17 protein-coding genes and 1 tRNA gene are annotated in these 16,986 nt (G+C 73.4%); 10 read left to right on the top strand and 8 right to left on the bottom strand.

Annotated elements, in window-relative coordinates; all coding sequences use genetic code 11:
- Positions 1 to 417: 417 nt before the first annotated feature.
- Together H4687_RS39230 and H4687_RS39225 are read right to left on the bottom strand one after the other, a co-directional pair.
- Positions 418 to 885 (bottom strand): potassium channel family protein, encoded by a 468-nt coding sequence (locus H4687_RS39230; protein WP_046920001.1) that lies wholly within the window; start codon positions 883 to 885, stop codon positions 418 to 420.
- A 3-nt stretch (positions 886 to 888) separates the two neighbouring features.
- The gene (locus tag H4687_RS39225; RefSeq protein WP_050398335.1) at positions 889 to 2,748 is read right to left on the bottom strand and encodes a glycoside hydrolase family 15 protein; all 1,860 of its coding nucleotides are present in this window, start codon (positions 2,746 to 2,748) and stop codon (positions 889 to 891) included.
- 348 nt (positions 2,749 to 3,096) lie between these two features.
- On the opposite strand from H4687_RS39225, the gene H4687_RS39220 reads away from it, so the two are divergent.
- The 8 genes from H4687_RS39220 to H4687_RS39185 all read left to right on the top strand — a co-directional run bounded on the left by H4687_RS39220 (position 3,097) and on the right by H4687_RS39185 (position 9,770).
- The gene (locus H4687_RS39220; protein WP_046916313.1) at positions 3,097 to 3,384 is read left to right on the top strand and encodes a helix-turn-helix domain-containing protein; all 288 of its coding nucleotides are present in this window, start codon (positions 3,097 to 3,099) and stop codon (positions 3,382 to 3,384) included.
- 102 nt (positions 3,385 to 3,486) lie between these two features.
- A complete protein-coding gene (locus H4687_RS39215) occupies positions 3,487 to 4,653 on the top strand; it encodes an NAD(P)/FAD-dependent oxidoreductase (protein ID WP_046916314.1) in 1,167 nt (388 codons plus the stop codon).
- Positions 4,650 to 4,949 carry a (2Fe-2S)-binding protein gene (locus H4687_RS39210; RefSeq protein ID WP_046916315.1) on the top strand — a complete coding sequence of 100 codons (300 nt, stop codon included), beginning with the start codon at positions 4,650 to 4,652 and terminating at the stop codon, positions 4,947 to 4,949. The genes H4687_RS39215 and H4687_RS39210 overlap by 4 nt, the downstream gene beginning before the upstream one ends.
- Positions 4,939 to 6,381, top strand: a complete 1,443-nt coding sequence (locus H4687_RS39205; RefSeq protein ID WP_046916316.1) for an FAD/NAD(P)-dependent oxidoreductase — start codon at positions 4,939 to 4,941, stop codon at positions 6,379 to 6,381. Before H4687_RS39210 ends, H4687_RS39205 begins: the two co-directional genes overlap by 11 nt.
- A gap of 71 nt (positions 6,382 to 6,452) precedes the next feature.
- A complete protein-coding gene (locus tag H4687_RS39200; RefSeq protein ID WP_046916317.1) occupies positions 6,453 to 7,349 on the top strand; it encodes a dihydrodipicolinate synthase family protein in 897 nt (298 codons plus the stop codon).
- Positions 7,350 to 7,374: 25 nt separating this feature from the next.
- Positions 7,375 to 8,376, top strand: a complete 1,002-nt coding sequence (locus tag H4687_RS39195) for a proline racemase family protein (protein WP_046916318.1) — start codon at positions 7,375 to 7,377, stop codon at positions 8,374 to 8,376.
- Between the two features lie 43 nt (positions 8,377 to 8,419).
- On the top strand, positions 8,420 to 9,133 hold the full coding sequence (locus H4687_RS39190; protein ID WP_046916319.1) for a GntR family transcriptional regulator: 714 nt from the start codon (positions 8,420 to 8,422) through the stop codon (positions 9,131 to 9,133).
- Positions 9,134 to 9,242: 109 nt separating this feature from the next.
- Positions 9,243 to 9,770 (top strand): NUDIX hydrolase family protein, encoded by a 528-nt coding sequence (locus H4687_RS39185; RefSeq protein ID WP_005484552.1) that lies wholly within the window; start codon positions 9,243 to 9,245, stop codon positions 9,768 to 9,770.
- A gap of 90 nt (positions 9,771 to 9,860) precedes the next feature.
- Here the strand turns inward: H4687_RS39185 and H4687_RS39180 are convergent, their stop codons facing one another.
- A complete protein-coding gene (locus tag H4687_RS39180) occupies positions 9,861 to 11,321 on the bottom strand; it encodes a tetratricopeptide repeat protein (RefSeq protein WP_046916320.1) in 1,461 nt (486 codons plus the stop codon).
- Positions 11,322 to 11,757: 436 nt separating this feature from the next.
- On the opposite strand from H4687_RS39180, the gene H4687_RS39175 reads away from it, so the two are divergent.
- Both H4687_RS39175 and H4687_RS39170 read left to right on the top strand, forming a co-directional pair.
- Positions 11,758 to 12,159, top strand: a complete 402-nt coding sequence (locus H4687_RS39175; RefSeq protein ID WP_046916321.1) for a three-helix bundle dimerization domain-containing protein — start codon at positions 11,758 to 11,760, stop codon at positions 12,157 to 12,159.
- 208 nt (positions 12,160 to 12,367) lie between these two features.
- Positions 12,368 to 14,152: a SulP family inorganic anion transporter gene (locus tag H4687_RS39170; RefSeq protein WP_046916322.1), complete on the top strand. Its 1,785-nt coding sequence runs from the start codon at positions 12,368 to 12,370 to the stop codon at positions 14,150 to 14,152.
- Between the two features lie 57 nt (positions 14,153 to 14,209).
- Here the strand turns inward: H4687_RS39170 and H4687_RS39165 are convergent.
- From H4687_RS39165 to H4687_RS39145, 5 genes are all read right to left on the bottom strand, one after another.
- Positions 14,210 to 14,283 (bottom strand) — tRNA-Pro (locus tag H4687_RS39165).
- A gap of 98 nt (positions 14,284 to 14,381) precedes the next feature.
- Complete coding sequence (locus tag H4687_RS39160) at positions 14,382 to 14,741, bottom strand: MmcQ/YjbR family DNA-binding protein (RefSeq protein WP_046916323.1); 360 nt, start codon at positions 14,739 to 14,741, stop codon at positions 14,382 to 14,384.
- Positions 14,742 to 14,800: 59 nt separating this feature from the next.
- On the bottom strand, positions 14,801 to 15,397 hold the full coding sequence (locus H4687_RS39155) for a GNAT family N-acetyltransferase (RefSeq protein WP_046916324.1): 597 nt from the start codon (positions 15,395 to 15,397) through the stop codon (positions 14,801 to 14,803).
- Positions 15,394 to 15,978: a helix-turn-helix domain-containing protein gene (locus tag H4687_RS39150; RefSeq protein ID WP_046916325.1), complete on the bottom strand. Its 585-nt coding sequence runs from the start codon at positions 15,976 to 15,978 to the stop codon at positions 15,394 to 15,396. The genes H4687_RS39155 and H4687_RS39150 overlap by 4 nt, the downstream gene beginning before the upstream one ends.
- Positions 15,979 to 16,024: 46 nt before the next feature.
- Positions 16,025 to 16,924, bottom strand: a complete 900-nt coding sequence (locus tag H4687_RS39145; RefSeq protein ID WP_046916326.1) for a LysR family transcriptional regulator — start codon at positions 16,922 to 16,924, stop codon at positions 16,025 to 16,027.
- Positions 16,925 to 16,986: the final 62 nt, after the last annotated feature.

The raw sequence follows: 16,986 nt of genomic DNA, 5'->3' as shown, positions 1-16,986 counted from the left end.
CGGGTGAGAGCGCGGTGACGTGGTGACGTGGTGACGCGCCGACAGGGTTCGCGGCGCAGCGGTGGTGACGCGAGTACACGGACGCGCGAGCGTCGACGGCGGGCCGCGTCGACGGCTCGGGCGGGTCGGGCAGGCTCGGTCGGGTCAGCCCAGGGAGCGTCTCGCGCTGCAGACGCGCAGCAGATCGATGTGCCGGCGGGAGGTCAGAAGGAGGGACTGCCGGCGTGCGCGCGGTACACGAGTGACCACCGGCTCCAGGCGCCCCATCATTCCCTACCTGTTCACTAGGAAATACCTCACCTGGAGTGTCGGGCCGACCGCGCCGCGCGTCAAGAGGGTGTCCGCGAAATGGTCACCACGTCCGAGGGGTGGGACACCGACCGGTCGGCCTCCCCGGGGCACAGGGCGCCCCGATGGTCAGTCGCGATCCCCCTCGACTCCGAGCATCCGCTCCAGCCGGTCGAACCGCTCATGCAGGGCATGCGCGGTCTCGTCGCACAACTCGTGTGCTCGGTGCGTGAGTTGGTGGCGCTTCTGCTCCCGGCCCACGAACCAGGTGGCGATCGCGGCGGTGACCATGCCGTACGTGGTGATGCCGACGCCCATGACGACCGCGCCGACGACCCGGCCCCAGAACGTCACCGGGTAGAAGTCGCCGTAGCCGACGGTCGTGGCCGTCTCGACGGACCACCACAGGGCCTTCGGGTACGAGGTCAGGTTGGCGCGGGGTGCGCCGTGCTCGGCGGCGGTCACCGCCCAGGAGCCGAGGAGCATCACCACGACGAGCACGACGGTGGCCCCGCCCGCCGCTCTCAGATGGAGGGAGTGGCCCCCTTCCCGGACGAGCAGCAGCTCGACGGCCCTGGTGAGGAAGCCGGGCAGCACGTCTCACCCCCTCCTCGTGCCGGGCGGCGGCGCCTTGGGGTTCTCCCGGCGGGCGTGCGGGGCGTGGCGGTCCAGCTCGTAGGCCACCCGGATCAGCGGGACGTGGGTGAACGCCTGCGGGAAGTTGCCCAGTTGGCGGCGGGTGCGGGGGTCGTACTCCTCGGCGAGCAGGCCGACGTCGTTGCGCAGCTCCAGCAGCCGCTCGTACAGGGCGCGGGCCTCGTCCGCGCGGCCGATCAGCAGCAGGGCGTCCGCGAGCCAGAAGGAGCACGCGAGGAAGGCGCCCTCACCACCGCTGAGGCCGTCGGGCGAGTCGGCGGCGCCCGCGGAGTAACGTGCCACCAGCCCGTCGGTGAGGAGTTCGCGCTGTACGGCCTCGATGGTGCCGATCACCCGGGGGTCGTCCGGAGGCAGGAACCCGGTCTGCGGGATCTGCAGCAGAGCGGCGTCGAGTTCGCGGGATCCGTACGACTGGGTGAAGGTGCCCCGCTCCGGATCGAACGCCTTCTCGCAGACCTCGCGGTGGATACGGTCGCGGACCGCGCGCCATCTCTCCACCGGACCGGGGCGCGCGTGGGCCTCGGCCAGCCGCACCGCCCGGTCGAAGGCGACCCAGCACATCACCTTGGAGTGCGTGTAGTGGCGCGGGGCGCCGCGCATCTCCCACAGTCCCTGGTCGGGCTCGGGCCAGGCCCGTTCCAGGTGTTCCAGGAAGACCGCCTGCAGGGAGACCAGGTGCTGGCGCGGGCGCAGTCCGCAGCCGATGGCCAGATGGATGGCCTCCATCACCTCACCGGGTACGTCGAGCTGCCGCTGCCCGGCGGCCGCGTTGCCGATCCGCACCGGGCGCGAGCCCTCGTAACCCGGCAGCCAGTCGGCCTCCCACTCGGTGAGCCGCCGCTCCCCCGCGATGCCGTACATGATCTGCACGTCCTCGGGCCGTCCGGCCACCGCCCGCTCCAGCCAGGCCCGCCAGGCGTCCGCCTCGGCCTTGAAGCCGCTGCGCAGCAACGCCTCCAGGGTCATCCCCGCGTCCCGCAGCCAGCAGAAGCGGTAGTCCCAGTTGCGCACGCCGCCGATCTCCTCGGGCAGGGAGGTGGTCGGGGCGGCGACGATGCCGCCGGTCGGCTGGTACGTCAGGGCCTTGAGGGTGATCAGGGAGCGGGCGACGGCGTCACGGTACGGCCCGTCGTACGTCAGCCTGCGCAGCCAGCGGCGCCAGTACGACTCCGTGCTGCGCAGGGCCTCGAAGGCGTCCACCTCGGCCGGTGCGGGCAGGTGGGAGGGGTGCCAGGTCAGCACGAAGGGGATCTGTTCGCCCGCCGTGACCGGGAAGACGGCGGTGTGGGCGGTGCCGTGGGCGACCGGCCGGACGGGGGTGCGCAGCCACACCGACTCGGGCCCCGCCGTCCCCGTCAGATGCCCGTCGCGCCGGCGCATCCAGGGCAGGACCCGGCCGTAGTCGAAGCGGAGCCGCAGGTCCATCCGCATGTTGACGGTGCCGGAGAGACCCTCGACGATGCGGACGACGCTGGGGGCCCCGGTCTTCCGGCACGGCATGAAGTCGGTGACCAGGACCTGGCCGCCGGCCGTCTCCCATTCCGTCTCCAGGATCAGCGTGTCGTCCCGGTAGCGGCGGCGGGCGTACGGGCCGTCCTCCTCGGCCGGCGCGATGCGCCAGCGGCCGTTGTCCTCGTCGCCGAGGAGGGCGGCGAAGCACGCGGGCGAGTCGAAGCGGGGGAGACAGAGCCAGTCGACGCTGCCGTCCCTGCCGACGAGGGCGGCGGAGAGGAGGTCGCCGATGAGGGCGTAGTCCTCGATGCGGCCGGGTCCGGTGCGGGGGTCGGGGGCGGGGTCTGGCATGGGGTCAGTGTCGGGGGGGCCGTGGGGTCGCGGCATGCGGGGCGGGGCGTTCGAGTTGTCGTGACGTGCGGGGGAGGCATGCCCGGGAGCCGTTCCGGTACTCGGCCGGGAGGGTGACCGGGTTGTGGCGTCGGGGCGTGGTGTCCGGGTGTGGTGTCCGGGTGTGGTGTCCAAGAGGGGCGGTACGCGGTTCCTCATACGCGGTGCGCGGTTCTTCATCTTCCGGACGGCCGACGGCCATGCCACGGCAGGGACCGCTCTCGGGTGCGGTCCGAAGCTGCTCACGGCGCACGGTCATCCGCGAACGGGACGACGACTCGATGAACGGCTCACGGAAAGGACCGGCTCTTGAGCGACTCGGAGCTTCCCCCGACCGAGCGGATCCGCATCCTCGCGGCCATCCTCTCCGGCAGACTCACGGTGCGCGACGCCGCTCGCCGCAACGGCCTGCCGGTGCGGGTCGTCGAGCGGTGGCTGAAGGAGATCCCGGTGGCCGCGTCGACGGACCGCACGGACCGCGCAGCCGGTACGGCCCGCACGGCCGACGACGAGCCTCTCCCCTCACGGGCCGACCCGCGCCCCTTGTCCCGCTGTCGGATCGTCGTGGACGAGATGGTGCAGGGGCTGGGGCTCTGACCGCCCACGGGCGGCTGGCGATCATGGACGGCTGACGACCACGGTTCGGGCACGCGGCGACACAGGCTTCCGCGCCATAGAGCCATGTGACATAGTACTGGCGTGACCGAGCGACTGACCTGCGACGTCGTGGTTGTCGGAGCGGGAATGGTGGGCGCGGCCTGCGCCCTGTACGCGGCCCGGGCGGGCCTGAGCGTCGTCGTGGTGGACCGTGGCCCGGTGGCCGGCGGCACGACCGGCGCCGGCGAGGGCAACATCCTCGTCTCGGACAAGGAGCCCGGCCCCGAGCTGGAACTCGCCCTGCTGTCCAGCCGGCTGTGGGCGGAGCTGGCCGCCGAGCCGGGCCTGGGGCCGGCGTTCGAGTACGAGGCGAAGGGCGGCCTCGTCGTCGCCTCCGCCCCGGAAGGGCTCACCGCGCTGGAGCGGTTCGCGGCCGGGCAACGCGCCGCCGGGGTCGAGGCGCTGACCGTCCCCGCCCACCGACTCCCTGATCTGGAACCGCACCTGGCGCCCGGTCTCGCGGGTGGCGTGCACTACCCGCAGGACGCCCAGGTCATGCCCACCCTGGCCGCCGCCCACCTCGTACGGGCATCCGGCGCCCGGCTGTTCACCGGCCGGACCGTGACCGAGGTGCTGCGCTCGCCGGACGGTGCCGTACGGGGCGTACGGACCGACCGGGGTGATCTCCACGCTCCGGCGGTCGTGAACGCCGCCGGGACCTGGGGCGGCGAACTGGCCGCGCTCGCCGGAGTCACCCTCCCCGTCCTCCCCCGGCGCGGCTTCGTCCTCGTCACCGAACCGCTGCCGCCGATGGTGCGGCACAAGGTGTACGCGGCCGACTACGTGGCCGACGTGGCCAGCGACTCGGCGGCGCTGCAGACCTCCCCGGTGGTCGAGGGCACGGCCGCCGGGCCCGTGCTGATCGGCGCGAGCCGCGAACGGGTCGGCTTCGACCGGACGTTCTCGCTGCCCGTCGTCGCCGCGCTGGCGGCGGGCGCGACCCGGCTGTTCCCGTTCCTGGACGGCGTACGCGCGATGCGGTCCTACGCCGGCTTCCGGCCGTACATGCCGGACCATCTGCCCGCGATCGGGCCCGACCCCCGCGCCCCGGGCCTCTTCCACGCCTGCGGGCACGAGGGCGCCGGGATCGGGCTGGCCACCGGTACCGGGCGGCTCATCGCGCAGGTGCTCGGCGGCCGGCCGCCCGAGCTGGACCTCACGCCGTTCCGCCCGGACCGGTTCGCGACGCACGAGGGGGAGGCGGCATGAACCCGCTGGAACTGGCGCGGGCCGTACCGGGGCCCGCCTTCACCGTCACGCTCGACGGCCGTGACATCGAGGCCCTGCCCGGCCAGACCGTCGGGGCCGCGCTCTGGGCCGCCGGGGTCACGTCCTGGCGCACCACCCGGGGCGCGGGCCGGCCACGGGGCATCTTCTGCGGCATCGGCGTGTGCTTCGACTGCCTGGTCACCGTCAACGACCGCCCCAACCAGCGGGCCTGCCTGGTCCCGGCCCGGCCGGGCGACGCCATCAGCACCCAGGAAGGGACGGGCCATGACCACTGAACCCCCACGGCCCCACCTGGTGATCGTCGGTGCCGGCCCGGCGGGCCTCGCCGCGGCCCTGGCGGCGGCCGGAGGGGGCGTACGGGTCACGCTGGTCGACGCCGCCGAGGCGCCCGGCGGCCAGTACCACCGGCAGCCCGCGGCCGGACTCGGCGCGCGGCGGCCGCAGGCCCTCCACCACCAGTGGCGCACCTGGCGGCGGCTGCGCGACGGCCTCGCCCGGCAGGTCGCCGCCGGACACGTCACCCATCTCCCGGACCATCACGTGTGGTGCGTGGAACGGCACCCCGAGGGCCCCCGGCGCTTCACCGTCCACGCCCTGCTCGGCCCCGCCCAGGAGCTGCCCGTCGAGGTGCGCGCGGACGCCGTCCTCCTCGCGACCGGCGGCTACGAGAAGGTGCTGCCCTTCCCCGGCTGGACCCTGCCCGGCGTGGTCACGGCCGGCGGCGCGCAGGCCATGCTGAAGGGCTCCCTCGTGGTGCCCGGCCGTACGGCGGTCGTCGCCGGGACCGGGCCGCTGCTGCTGCCGGTGGCGACCGGGCTCGCGGCGGCGGGTGTCACGGTGGCCGCGCTGGTGGAGTCGGCGGATCCGAAGGCCCTGGCACGGCGTACGGGAGCGCTGGTGGGCCGGGCGGACAAGCTCGCCGAAGGGGCCGGGTACGCGGTGGAGCTGCTGCGCCGCCGGGTGCGGACCCTCGTACGGCACACGGTCGTCGAGGCGCACGGCGAGGACCGGCTGGAGGCCGTGACCGTCGCCGCGCTCGACGCCGAGGGGCACGTCCGGCCGGGCACCGGGCGGCGCATCCCCTGCGACACCCTCGCCGTCGGGCACGGCATGCTCCCGCACACCGACCTCGCCGAGACCCTCGGCTGCCGCGTCGAGCCCACCGGAACGCGTGTATGGGCCGACGACGAGCAACGCACCGACGTACCGGGCGTCTGGGCGGCGGGCGAGACCACCGGCATCGGTGGCGCGGCCCTCTCGCTCGCCGAGGGCCACATCGCCGGACGGTCGGCCGCCGCCCGCCTGCTGGGCCGGGTCCCGGACCCGGGTGAGTGGGCCCGGGCCGCCAAGTCCCGTGCGGCGCTGCGGGAGTTCTTCGGTGTGCTCGACACCGTGTACGTGCCGCCGGCGCGCTGGACCGAGCAGGTCACCGACGCCACGGTCGTGTGCCGGTGCGAGGAGGTCACCGCCGGGGCCGTCCGCGAGGCCGTCGGGGAGCTGGGCGCCGGGGACGTGCGGACGGTCAAGCTGCTGACCCGTGCCGGGATGGGCTGGTGCCAGGGCCGGATGTGCGGGCCGGCGGTCGCGGGGATCGCCGGCTGCGCGCAGACCGTGGCCCGGCGGCCGTTCGCCCGGCCGGTGCCGCTGGGCGTGCTGGCACGGGCGGGGCGGCCGCCCGAGCCCGGGGAGGAGGACGGCAGCCCCTGACACTCTCTCGCCACCGGCATGACGCTCGCAGGACTCAGTAATATGTCACACCCCACTGAGAGGGAAACCGTATGACCACCCCCGAGAACCGTCCCTGGCGTGGCGTCCTCGTCGCCACCGCACTCCCCCTGCGCGACGATCTCTCCGTCGACCTCGACGCGTACGCCGAGCACTGCGCCTGGCTGGTCGAGAACGGCTGTGACGGCGTCGTGCCGAACGGTTCGCTCGGCGAGTACCAGGTGCTGACGCCCGAGGAGCGGATCAAGGTCGTCGAGACGGCCGTCGCCGCGATCGGCGGCGCACGGGTGATGCCGGGGGTGGCCGCGTACGGCTCCGCCGAGTCGCGGCGCTGGGCCGAGCAGGCGCGGGACGCGGGCTGCGCGTCGGTGATGCTGCTGCCGCCGAACGCGTACCGCGCCGACGAGCGGTCGGTGCTCGCGCACTACGCGGAGGTCGCGCAGGCGGGCCTGCCGGTCGTGGCGTACAACAACCCGATCGACACCAAGGTCGACCTCGTCCCCGAACTGCTCGCCAAGCTGCACGGCGAGGGGTACATCCGGGCCGTCAAGGAGTTCTCCGGCGATGTCCGCCGGGCGTACCAGCTCGCCGAACTCGCCCCGGAACTCGACCTGTTGATCGGCGCGGACGACGTGCTGCTGGAGCTGGCGCTGGCGGGCGCCAAGGGCTGGGTCGCCGGATACCCGAACGCGCTGCCCGCCGCCACGGTCGAGCTGTACCACGCGGCGGTGGACGGCGACCTCGCGACGGCCAAGCGGCTGTACGAGCAGTTGCACCCGCTGCTGCGCTGGGACTCGAAGGTCGAGTTCGTGCAGGCCATCAAGTTGTCGATGGACATCGTGGGCCGGCCCGGCGGACGCTGCCGTCCGCCCCGGGTGGAACTGCTGCCGGAGCAGGAGGCCGTGATCCGGGCGGCCACCGAGAAGGCCGTCGCGGCGGGTCTGGCGTAACCACAGCGGAAGGAAGGGCCCGGTCATGCGCAGCAAACTCGTCCTGCACGCCGTCGACTCGCACACCGAGGGCATGCCCACCCGGGTGATCACCGGCGGGATCGGCACGATCCCCGGCGCGACCATGAACGAACGACGGCTGTGGTTCCGCGAACACCGCGACGACGTCAAGCAGTTGCTGATGAACGAGCCGCGCGGCCACGCGGCGATGAGCGGCGCGATCCTGCAGCCGCCGTCCCGCCCCGACTGCGACTACGGCGTCGTCTACATCGAGGTCTCCGGCTATCTGCCCATGTGTGGCCACGGCACGATCGGCGTCGCGACCGTGCTCGTCGAGACCGGCATGGTCGAGGTCGTCGAGCCGGTCACCACCATCCGGCTGGACACTCCGGCGGGCCTCGTCGTGGCCGAGGTGGCGGTGGAGGACGGCGCGGCGAAGGCCGTCACCCTGCGGAACGTACCGTCGTTCTCCGCCGGTCTCGACCGCGAGATCACGCTCGCCGACGGACGCACGGTGACCTACGACCTCGCGTACGGCGGCAACTTCTACGCCGTCCTGTCGCTGGAGCAGTTCGGCCTGCCCTTCGACCGCGACCGCAAGGACGACATCCTGCGCGCCGGGCTCGCCCTGATGGACGCCGTCAACGCCGAGGGGGAGCCCGTCCACCCGGAGGACCCCTCGATCCGCGGCCTGCACCACGTCCACCTCTACGCTCCCGGCGCCACGGCCCGGCACTCGCGCCACGCGATGGCCATCCACCCCGGCTGGTTCGACCGCTCCCCCTGCGGCACGGGCACCAGCGCACGTATGGCACAGCTGCACGCGCGCGGCGAACTCCCCCTGCACACCGAGTTCGTGAACGAGTCCTTCATCGGCACCCGGTTCACGGGGCGGCTGCTCGGCGAGACCGAGGTGGCCGGCGTACCGGCCGTGCTGCCCAGCTTCACCGGCCGTGCCTGGATCACGGGCACGGCCCAGTATCTGCTCGACCCTTCCGACCCGTTCCCGTCCGGATTCGTCCTCTAGGATTCCGGGACTTCAGGACTCCAGGAGAGACCGCATGCCTCCCATGGCCTCGCAGCGCACCGGCGCCCCGTCCACCGCGGCCGCCGCCACTCCCCCGGCCCCGGCCCTGCCGGTGCTCGGCGGCAAGAAGAGCAGCTACCGCGAGCGGGTCGCCGACGCGCTGCGGGCCGCGCTGATCGCCGGTGAGCTGCGGCCGGGCGAGGTGTACTCCGCGCCCGCGCTCGCCGCCCGCTTCGGCGTGTCGGCGACGCCGGTGCGCGAGGCCATGCTGGATCTGGCCAAGGAGGGCCTGGTCGACACCGTGCCCAACAAGGGGTTCCGGGTCACCGCCGTCACGGAGAGACAGCTCGACGAGTACACCCACGTACGGTCGCTCATCGAGATCCCGACCACGGTCGGCCTGGCCCGGACCGCCGACCCGGTCTCGCTGGAGGCGCTGCGGCCCGCCGCCCGGGAGATCGTCGCCGCCGCGGCCGCCGGGGACCTCATCGCGTATGTCGAGGCCGACACCCGCTTCCACCTTGGTCTGCTCGCCCTCGCGGGCAACGCGCATCTCGTCGAGGTGGTCGGTGACCTGCGCAAACGAGCCCGCCTCTACGGTCTGACCGCGCTCGCCGAATCCGGCCGGCTGCTCTCCTCCGCGCAGGAGCACCTGGAACTCCTCGACGCTCTGCTCGACCGCGACGAGGCCGCCGTGCACACGGTGATGACCCGCCATCTCGGTCATGTGCGCGGACTGTGGGCCGCGCGCGACTGATCGGCCTCGCCGCGCATGCGAGGGGAGGGACCCGGGCATCAGTGACAGGTGTGATCGGAGCGACGCGCGCACCGACTGACGTTGAAAGTATGATCGGCCAATGTCTGACATGACCGAAACCACGCCGGGCTGGCTGCCGTCCGACGAGCTCGAATCGGCACGCGCCCGGATGCCGATCCTGTACGTCGAGGCCGTGCCCGTGCGCGTCGACGACAGCGGCGAAGTCACCAGTATCGGGCTGCTGCTGCGCATCGGCCCGGACGGGACGGTCAGCCGCAATCTGGTCTCCGGCCGCGTGATGCACCACGAGCGGGTGCGCGACGCGCTCCTGCGGCACCTGGAGAAGGATCTCGGACCGGTCGCGCTGCCGCGTGTTCCGTCCGCGCTGCAGCCCTTCACCGTCGCCGAGTACTTCCCGACGCAGGGCATCACCCCGTTCCACGACCCGCGTCAGCACGCGGTGTCCCTCGCCTACATCGTCCCGGTGTCGGGCGACTGCCGACCCCGGCAGGACGCCCTCGACCTGGTGTGGTTCAGCCCCCAGGAGGCGGCGTCGGCGTCCGTGCAGAACGAGATGCCCGGCGGCCAGGGAGTGCTGCTGAAGCAGGCCCTGGCGCACGTGGGCTGTCTGTCCTAGCCGACGGCCGGGCCTACGGATCACCTGGGCCGTCGGTCCTGGCCGGCGGCAGGGGGCACCTGGGCTGCCGTCCTGGCCGACGGCGCGCGTTCAGGGCGTGCGTCCGAGATACGCGTGGTGCGGGTCCCCGCTCAGCATCCGTGCGGCGGGGGCCGCCAGCTCGGCCGCCGCGTCGCGGGCGAGGGCGGCCCGGCCCGCTTCGCCGAGGGCGTCGGCGAGCCGGGCCCGGCCGAGCCAGTTGTAGGGGCTGTGGGGGCTCAGACCCGTGCGTTCGCCGAGCAGCAGCCGCGCCAGGTCGTCCCGGCGGGCGCGAAGGGCCGCCTCCAACAGGGTCCGCTGGATCGCGTCCCGCTGGGCGTGACTGCCGCCGAAGGTGTGCAGCAGGCGGCGGACGGGCCAGAGCAGGTCCACCACCGCCGCGTAGTCCTCACGGGCGTAGGCCACCAGCGCCTCGCACACGGGCAGACCGATGCGGCCGGTCATCACGTGGTTGGTGGGCACGCGCCCGTCGTCGCGCGGCGCCCGCAGCCAGCGCACCCGGTCGGCCACGAACGCGTCCGCCGTCTCCAGCCGTCCCGCTCCCACGAAGGCCATGACGGCGTGCACGTCGTTGAAGGCGTAGAACGGCGGGTCCTCGCGCGCGGCCCACGCGTCGGCCAGCGCCTGCCAACGGGCCTCCTGGTCCGAGCCGTCCAGGAACATGCGCCACAACAGCGAGGCGGCGTCCAGGAGTTCCATGACGAACCCGGTCGAGTTCTCGTGATGCAGCACGGCGTCGTAGATCCGCAGGGCCGTGGCCGTGTCGCCCGCCTCCAGCGCGTACAGGGCGTAGTGCCACCAACTGTGCACCGTCAGCAGACTGCCGCTCGCCCAGTCGTCGACACGGGCGTCGAGGAAGCCGATCCCCTCGGCGAACCGCCCCTGCATCTCGTGGACGTGGGCGACGGCGTGAACGGCCCAGATGTCATGGGCGTTGCGCTCGACGGCGGCCCGGCCCATCTCCTGGGCACGGCCGTAGTGGCCCGACTCCTCCAGGCCGAACGCGTACATGCCCATCAGCGGCCCGCGGTGGGGGTCGTGCTCGTCCCACGCGGGCAGGGCCCCGCCGATCCGGTCCCGCAGGCGGGTGGCGTCGCCGGTGAAGAAGTCGAGCTGATGGCCCACCGCCAGGGCGAGCGGATCACGTGGGCACACGACGACCAGATCCTCCAGGATCCGTGAGGCCGCCGACAGATCACCCCCGAGCCAGGCCTGTGCCGCCTCCATGTGCATCCGTTCCCGTACGGGCAGGGCGGAACGGTCCAGTCCGGCTCGGAAGTCCGCGAACCGGCCGGCGGCCCGGGCGGCGTCACCGGGTTCGGTCCCCAGTACCCCGAGATAGGCGGCGAACGCCTGGGCCAGCGGCGAGGTCGGGCACACGGCCACCGCGTCCGCGACGGCGTCCGGGAACTCCGGCCGGAAGAACAACAGCCCCTCCACGGCCCGGTCCAGGTGCTCCGCCCCTTCGGCGGTGCACTCGTGCAGACGGTTGCCGTACCGGTCGGTCACCATGGCAGTTCATCTCCGGCGCGTGTCGGGTGTCGTCGGCTCGCGGGCGCCGCCCGTGACGGCACGGATCACCCGCGACCCCCATCAAAGCGACCGGCACGCCCCGTAGTCCACCGAGCACTCCCGACGCCCCCCCGCATCACCACCGTGCGCCCGCCGTCGGTGCGGAGATCCCTCCTACGCGGTGTCGAGCGCACGCGACGGTCCGGGCCGGCGGTGTCCCGAGCACACAGGTCACGCCTCAGGGGGCGATCATGTGCGGCCCGGCCGAGAATGAGCCTGGGCACGCAGGCGTGACGGTGTGCGGTGAGGCGGCGAGGGGCTGGAGGTCGTCAGGCATGGAACGCGTGACGGTCAGGAACGGAGCACGGGACCGGGCCTTCCCGGCGCACCGGGGAAGCCGGGCGCGGAGGCCCGTGGACGCCGGGATCGTGCGGTCATGAGGGTCGACGAGGGGATGCCCGCGGTCGGCACGCTGCGCCCCACCGACGTCGCACGCCACTCCCCCGCTCCCCTCGGGCAAGCGGATCCGGTGCCCCTCGGGCATACGGATCCCGCGAGGCGGCCGGAGCCGGACCCGGGCCGGCCGACGCCCGGCTGGTCTCAGGACGCCCTGGTCCTCCGGGACATCGTGGCGCGGCTGAGTGCCGCCTGGCCCTCGGTCGACGAGGCCGTCGTCGAGGGTGCGGTCAGGTCGGCGTACGAGTCGTTCCGCGAGGCCACGCTCCGGGCCTACGTACCGATCCTGACCGAACGCCGGGCCCGGAAGGCGCTCGGCACGGCCGCCGGCGGTGCGCCCGCCGGCCAGGGGCACGGTCACGAGGACGACGAGCGGCGCTGACCAGTGAGGCCGGGGGGCGGCCGCACGGCCCGGGCCGGTGCCGCGGCGGCCGCCTGGCGACCGGTGCCCGGCCCGTCGGTCACCGGGCACCGTGCCCGACGGGCCGGGAACGGGTGCGCCCCTCCCCGGTCCGACGGGGCCACCAGTACCGTGCACCCGAGGACGGCAGCCGGGGACGCGAGCTGCGGGAACGCCGAGAGGACAGCCCGTGACCGACCAGCACGACAGTCATCCGGCGCTGTCCCGGCTCCGGGCCGTTCCCGGCATCCGCGCCCTCATGTCGTACCGGCGCGAGTGGCTGGGCAAGGACCTGACCGCGGGCATCGTCCTGACCACGCTGCTGGTGCCGCAGGGCATGGCGTACGCCGAACTGGCGGGTCTGCCGGCCATCACCGGCCTGTACACGACCATTCTCTGCCTGCTCGGCTACGCCGTGTGCGGGCCCTCGCGCATCCTGGTGCTGGGCCCGGACTCGTCGCTGGGGCCGATGATCGCCGCCACCGTGCTGCCCCTGGTGGCGGCGGACGGGGATCCGGACCGGGCGGTCGCCCTCGCCTCGGTGCTCTCGCTCATGGTGGCGGCGATCATGATCCTGGCCTCGGTGGCGAAGCTCGGCTTCGTCGCCGACCTGATCTCCAAGCCGACGATGATCGGCTACATGAACGGCCTGGCCGTCACCATCCTGATCGGCCAGCTGCCCAAACTGCTCGGGTTCAAGGTCGAGGCGGACCACCTGATCGGGGAGTGCGTCGGCCTCGTTCAGAAGCTCGCCGACGGGGCGGTGGTGCCTGCCGCCGCCGCGGTCGGCGTCTGCGGGATCCTGCTGATCCTGGTGATGCAGCACCGGCTGCCGAAGGTGCCCGCCGTGCTGGTGATGGTGGTCCTGGCGATCGCCGCGGCCGCCGTCCTCGACCTGGGTGAGCACGGCGTCGACCTGGTCGGAGAACTGCCGGAGGGCTTCCCGCCCTTCACGATCCCCGACATCCGGCTCGCCGACCTCGCGCCGCTGTTCGCCGGCGCGCTGGGCATCGCCCTGGTGTCCCTGGCCGACACGATCTCCAACGCGTCGGCCTTCGCCGCCCGCGGTGGGCAGGAGGTGCGCGGCAACCAGGAGATGGCCGGGGTCGGGGTGGCGAATCTGGCGGCCGGTCTCTTCCAGGGCTTCCCCGTCAGCACCAGCGGATCCCGTACGGCGGTGGCGGAGCGGGCCGGTGCCAGGAGCCAGCTCACCGGCGTCGTGGGGGCGGCGCTCATCGTCCTGATGCTGGTGCTGGCCCCGGGCATGTTCCGCGACCTGCCCCAGCCGGCCCTCGCCGCCGTCGTCATCACGGCCTCGCTCTCCCTGGCCGACCTGCCGGGGACGGTACGGCTGTGGCGGCAGCGCAGGGCGGAGTTCCTGCTGTCGGTGGCCGCCTTCCTGGGCGTGGCTCTGCTGGGCGTCCTGGAGGGGATCGCCATCGCCGTGGCGCTGTCCGTCCTCAACGTCTTCCGGCGCGCCTGGTGGCCGTACAACACCGTGCTGGGCCGGGTGAGGGATCTGGAGGGGTACCACGACGTCCGCTCCTACCCGCACGCCGAACAGCTGCCGGGCCTGGTGATCCACCGGTTCGACGCCCCGCTCTTCTTCGCCAACGCCAGGGCCTTCCGCGACGAGATCCGGCGGCTGGCGCGTACGGAGCCGAGGCCGCGCTGGATCGTGATCGCGGCGGAGCCGATGACCGACGTGGACACCACCGCCGCGGACGTCCTGGAGGAGCTGGACAGGGAACTCAACGCCGAGGACGTCCACCTCGTGTTCGCCGAACTCAAGGACCCCGTGCGCCACAAGATCGAACGCTACGGGCTCACCCGCACCATCGACCCGCGCCACTTCTTCCCCACCGTGGAGGCCGCCGTCCACGCCTTCCGGCAGCGCTCGGGGGCGGACCGGACGCCTCGCACCGCACCGGAACAGCCCGCCGGGCCGGGCTCCGACGGCAGGGAGCAGAAATGATCGAGGGGCCATTTCAGATCTTCTCTGAAATGACCCCTGAACCACGACTCCGTAAAGTCGGGACGACAGGATTTGAACCTGCGACCCCTTGACCCCCAGTCAAGTGCGCTACCAAGCTGCGCCACGTCCCGTTGCCCGTCTGACCTGGGGTTTCCCCTGGCTGAACGTGCACGGAAACAATACCGCACTCGGACCGGTGGTCGCGCACCCGTTTTGTCGGGGCGCCGTGTCAGTCGGCCGCCGGGAGGCCCAACTCCGGGTGCGCGTCGAGCAGTCCGGTCGGGGCCGCCTGGCGCCAGGAGTCGGCGAGGATGTCGCGCAGCTCCGGCTCGTCCTCCAGGGCGGAGAGCCGCACCCGCACCCATGCGAAGCCCGCCTCGTGGTCGGCGATCCAGAACTTGCCGGGCTCGGCGAGGACCAGCTCGTCGCGCTCCTCCTTCGGGCAGCGCACGGCCATGGAGGTCTCGTCCTCCGGCAGCGTCGCGAACATCTTTCCCGCCACCCGGAAGGTCGGCATGTTCCAGGCGACCTTCTCCGTGGTGTCGGGCAGGGCGAGGGCGGCACGTCGTACGTCTTCGGCATCCGGCATGGGACGCACCGTAGCGGGCGCCACCGACAATCACCCGGTGGGAGCCGGTGCCGAGGCCGTCACGGGGCTGCCGTTCCGGGTGCGACGTCGGCGCCCACCCGCTTGTAGTAGACGGACGTCGGCCGCAGTGTCCCGTGCGGGTCCGCCGCGTAGTCGGGGATCTGTCCGATCCGGGTCCAGCCGGTCCCGTCGTAGAGACGCTCGGCGGGGCTGCCGGTCTCGGTGTCCAGGTGGAGCAGGGTGACGCCCGCCTCGGCGGCGGCCCGCTCGGCGGTCGAGAGAAGCGCGCGGCCGAGGCCGCGGCCACGGCCGTCCCGGTGGACCATCAGCTTGACGAGCTCGGCCCGGTGGCGGCTGTTGGGCCGGTCCGGGAAGAGGAGGCCGACCGTGCCGAGCACCCGGTCGCCGTCACGGGCCACCCACACGGCCTGCCCGCCGCTCCGCACGGTCTCGACGCGTTCTGTCCACCAGGCCAACGCCGCCGCCCGGTCCAGCGGCGCGAGGAAGCCGACCGAGGCACCGCCCCGCACGGTGTCGACCAGCAGGTCCGCCAACCCCTCGACCAGCGACAGCGGCTGTCGTCCGGTGAGCCGGGAGATCACCGCTCCGGACGAGGACTCCGACGGCGCCTCGGGGTCGGCCGCGGTCTCGTTCACGGCTTCACCACCAGCAGGGCGTACCGCACGTCCTCGGGCCCCGGGCAGCGGAACCGCGTCGGCCCCCACACCCGCATCCGCAGGCAGTCCCCGGCGGCCAAACGGTGCTCGGCGTCCCGGTCGGTGACGTGGAGGGTGCCGTCCAGGACCCAGATGTGCTGTTCGAGGCCGGGTACCGGCGGGCCGTCGTAGGAGAGGTCCGCGCCCGCCGTGAGCCGCCCCTCGACCAGTTCGCCGCGCAGGCCGGGCACCGGCGGTGACACGGAGCGCCTGAGGAATCCGGAGGATCTGTCCTCCCACAGCGCCTGTTCCGCCGCGCGCACGACGGAGGCCGGCTCCGCCTCGACCTCGCTGAGGAGCTGGGACATCGTCCGGCCGTACGCCCGGCAGAGGCGGTTGAGCAGGGCGGCCGTGGGGCTGGTCTCCGCCCGTTCGGCCCGGGAGAGGGTCGACCGGCTCACTCCGCTGTGGTCCGCCAACTCCCCCAGGGACCAGCCGTGTTCGGCCCGTAGCTCGGCCAGGCGGGCGGCCAGCCGGAGATCGACGGGATCCGGTTCGGCCACTTCCTCGACGTTTCCCATATTCGGGATGCTATCCCATATGCGGGACGTCACACCGGCGACCGTCTCATTCCGCCGCCTCCCCCAGCGCCTCCAGCACCGGCCGGATCAGCGGGTGGCCCTCCGCGCCGCGGCGGACGGCGGCGAAGACACGGCGTGTGGGGGCCACCCCGTCCACGGGGCGGACGACCACGCCCGTGAGGTCCGTGCCGCGCAGCGCCGAGCGAGGGACGAGGGCGACGCCCGCGTCGGCGGAGGCCAGGGCGACGACAGCACGGAAGTCGTCGGAGGAGTGTTCGAGACGAGGCTGGAAGCCGGCGTTCTCGCAGGCCAGGACCACCACGTCATGGCAGGGATTGCCGGGGTAGGGGCCGATCCAGGGGTCCTTCGCCAGTTCGGCGAGCGGCACCTCGGCCGTGTCGGCGAGGCGGTGGCCGAGGGGCACGACCGCGTCGAAGGGCTCGGCGTACAGCGGGACGTGGGTGAGGCGGGGGTCGTCGGCGGCCGGGGCGCCCCGGTACTCGACGGCGACCGCGATGTCGACCTGCCGGTCCAGGACCATCGGCAGGCTCGCGTCGCCCTCGGCGTCCTGGACGCGCAGGCGGATGCCGGGCGCCGACACCGCGAGGCGGGCCAGCGCGGGTGCGACGACCTGGGCGATCCCGGTGGCGAAGGCGGCGACCGTGACGGTGCCGGCCGCGCCCGAGCTGTACGCGGCCAGTTCCGCCGCCGCCTGCTCCAGCTGGGCGAGGACCGCGTGGGTGTGGCCGAGCAGGATCTCGCCGGCCGGGGTGAGCCGTACGCCCTTCGCGCCGCGCTCGACCAGGCGGTGGCCCGTCTCCTGCTCCAGGGCGGTCAGCTGCTGGGAGACGGCGGACGGGGTGAGGTAGAGCGCGGCGGCAGCCGCCGTCACCGTGCGGTGGTCGGCCACCGCACGCAGGATGTGGAGCCGCCGCGCTTCGATCATGAGACCGATTCTCTCAAATGCGCGCTTTCCCCCTGAACCGGTCCGCCCGGGCCACCGGTCCG

The organism is Streptomyces stelliscabiei, from assembly GCF_014873495.1.
GTDB classification, from domain to species: Bacteria; Actinomycetota; Actinomycetes; order Streptomycetales; family Streptomycetaceae; genus Streptomyces; species Streptomyces bottropensis.
This window is presented reverse-complemented; position numbering and strand designations above follow the sequence as displayed.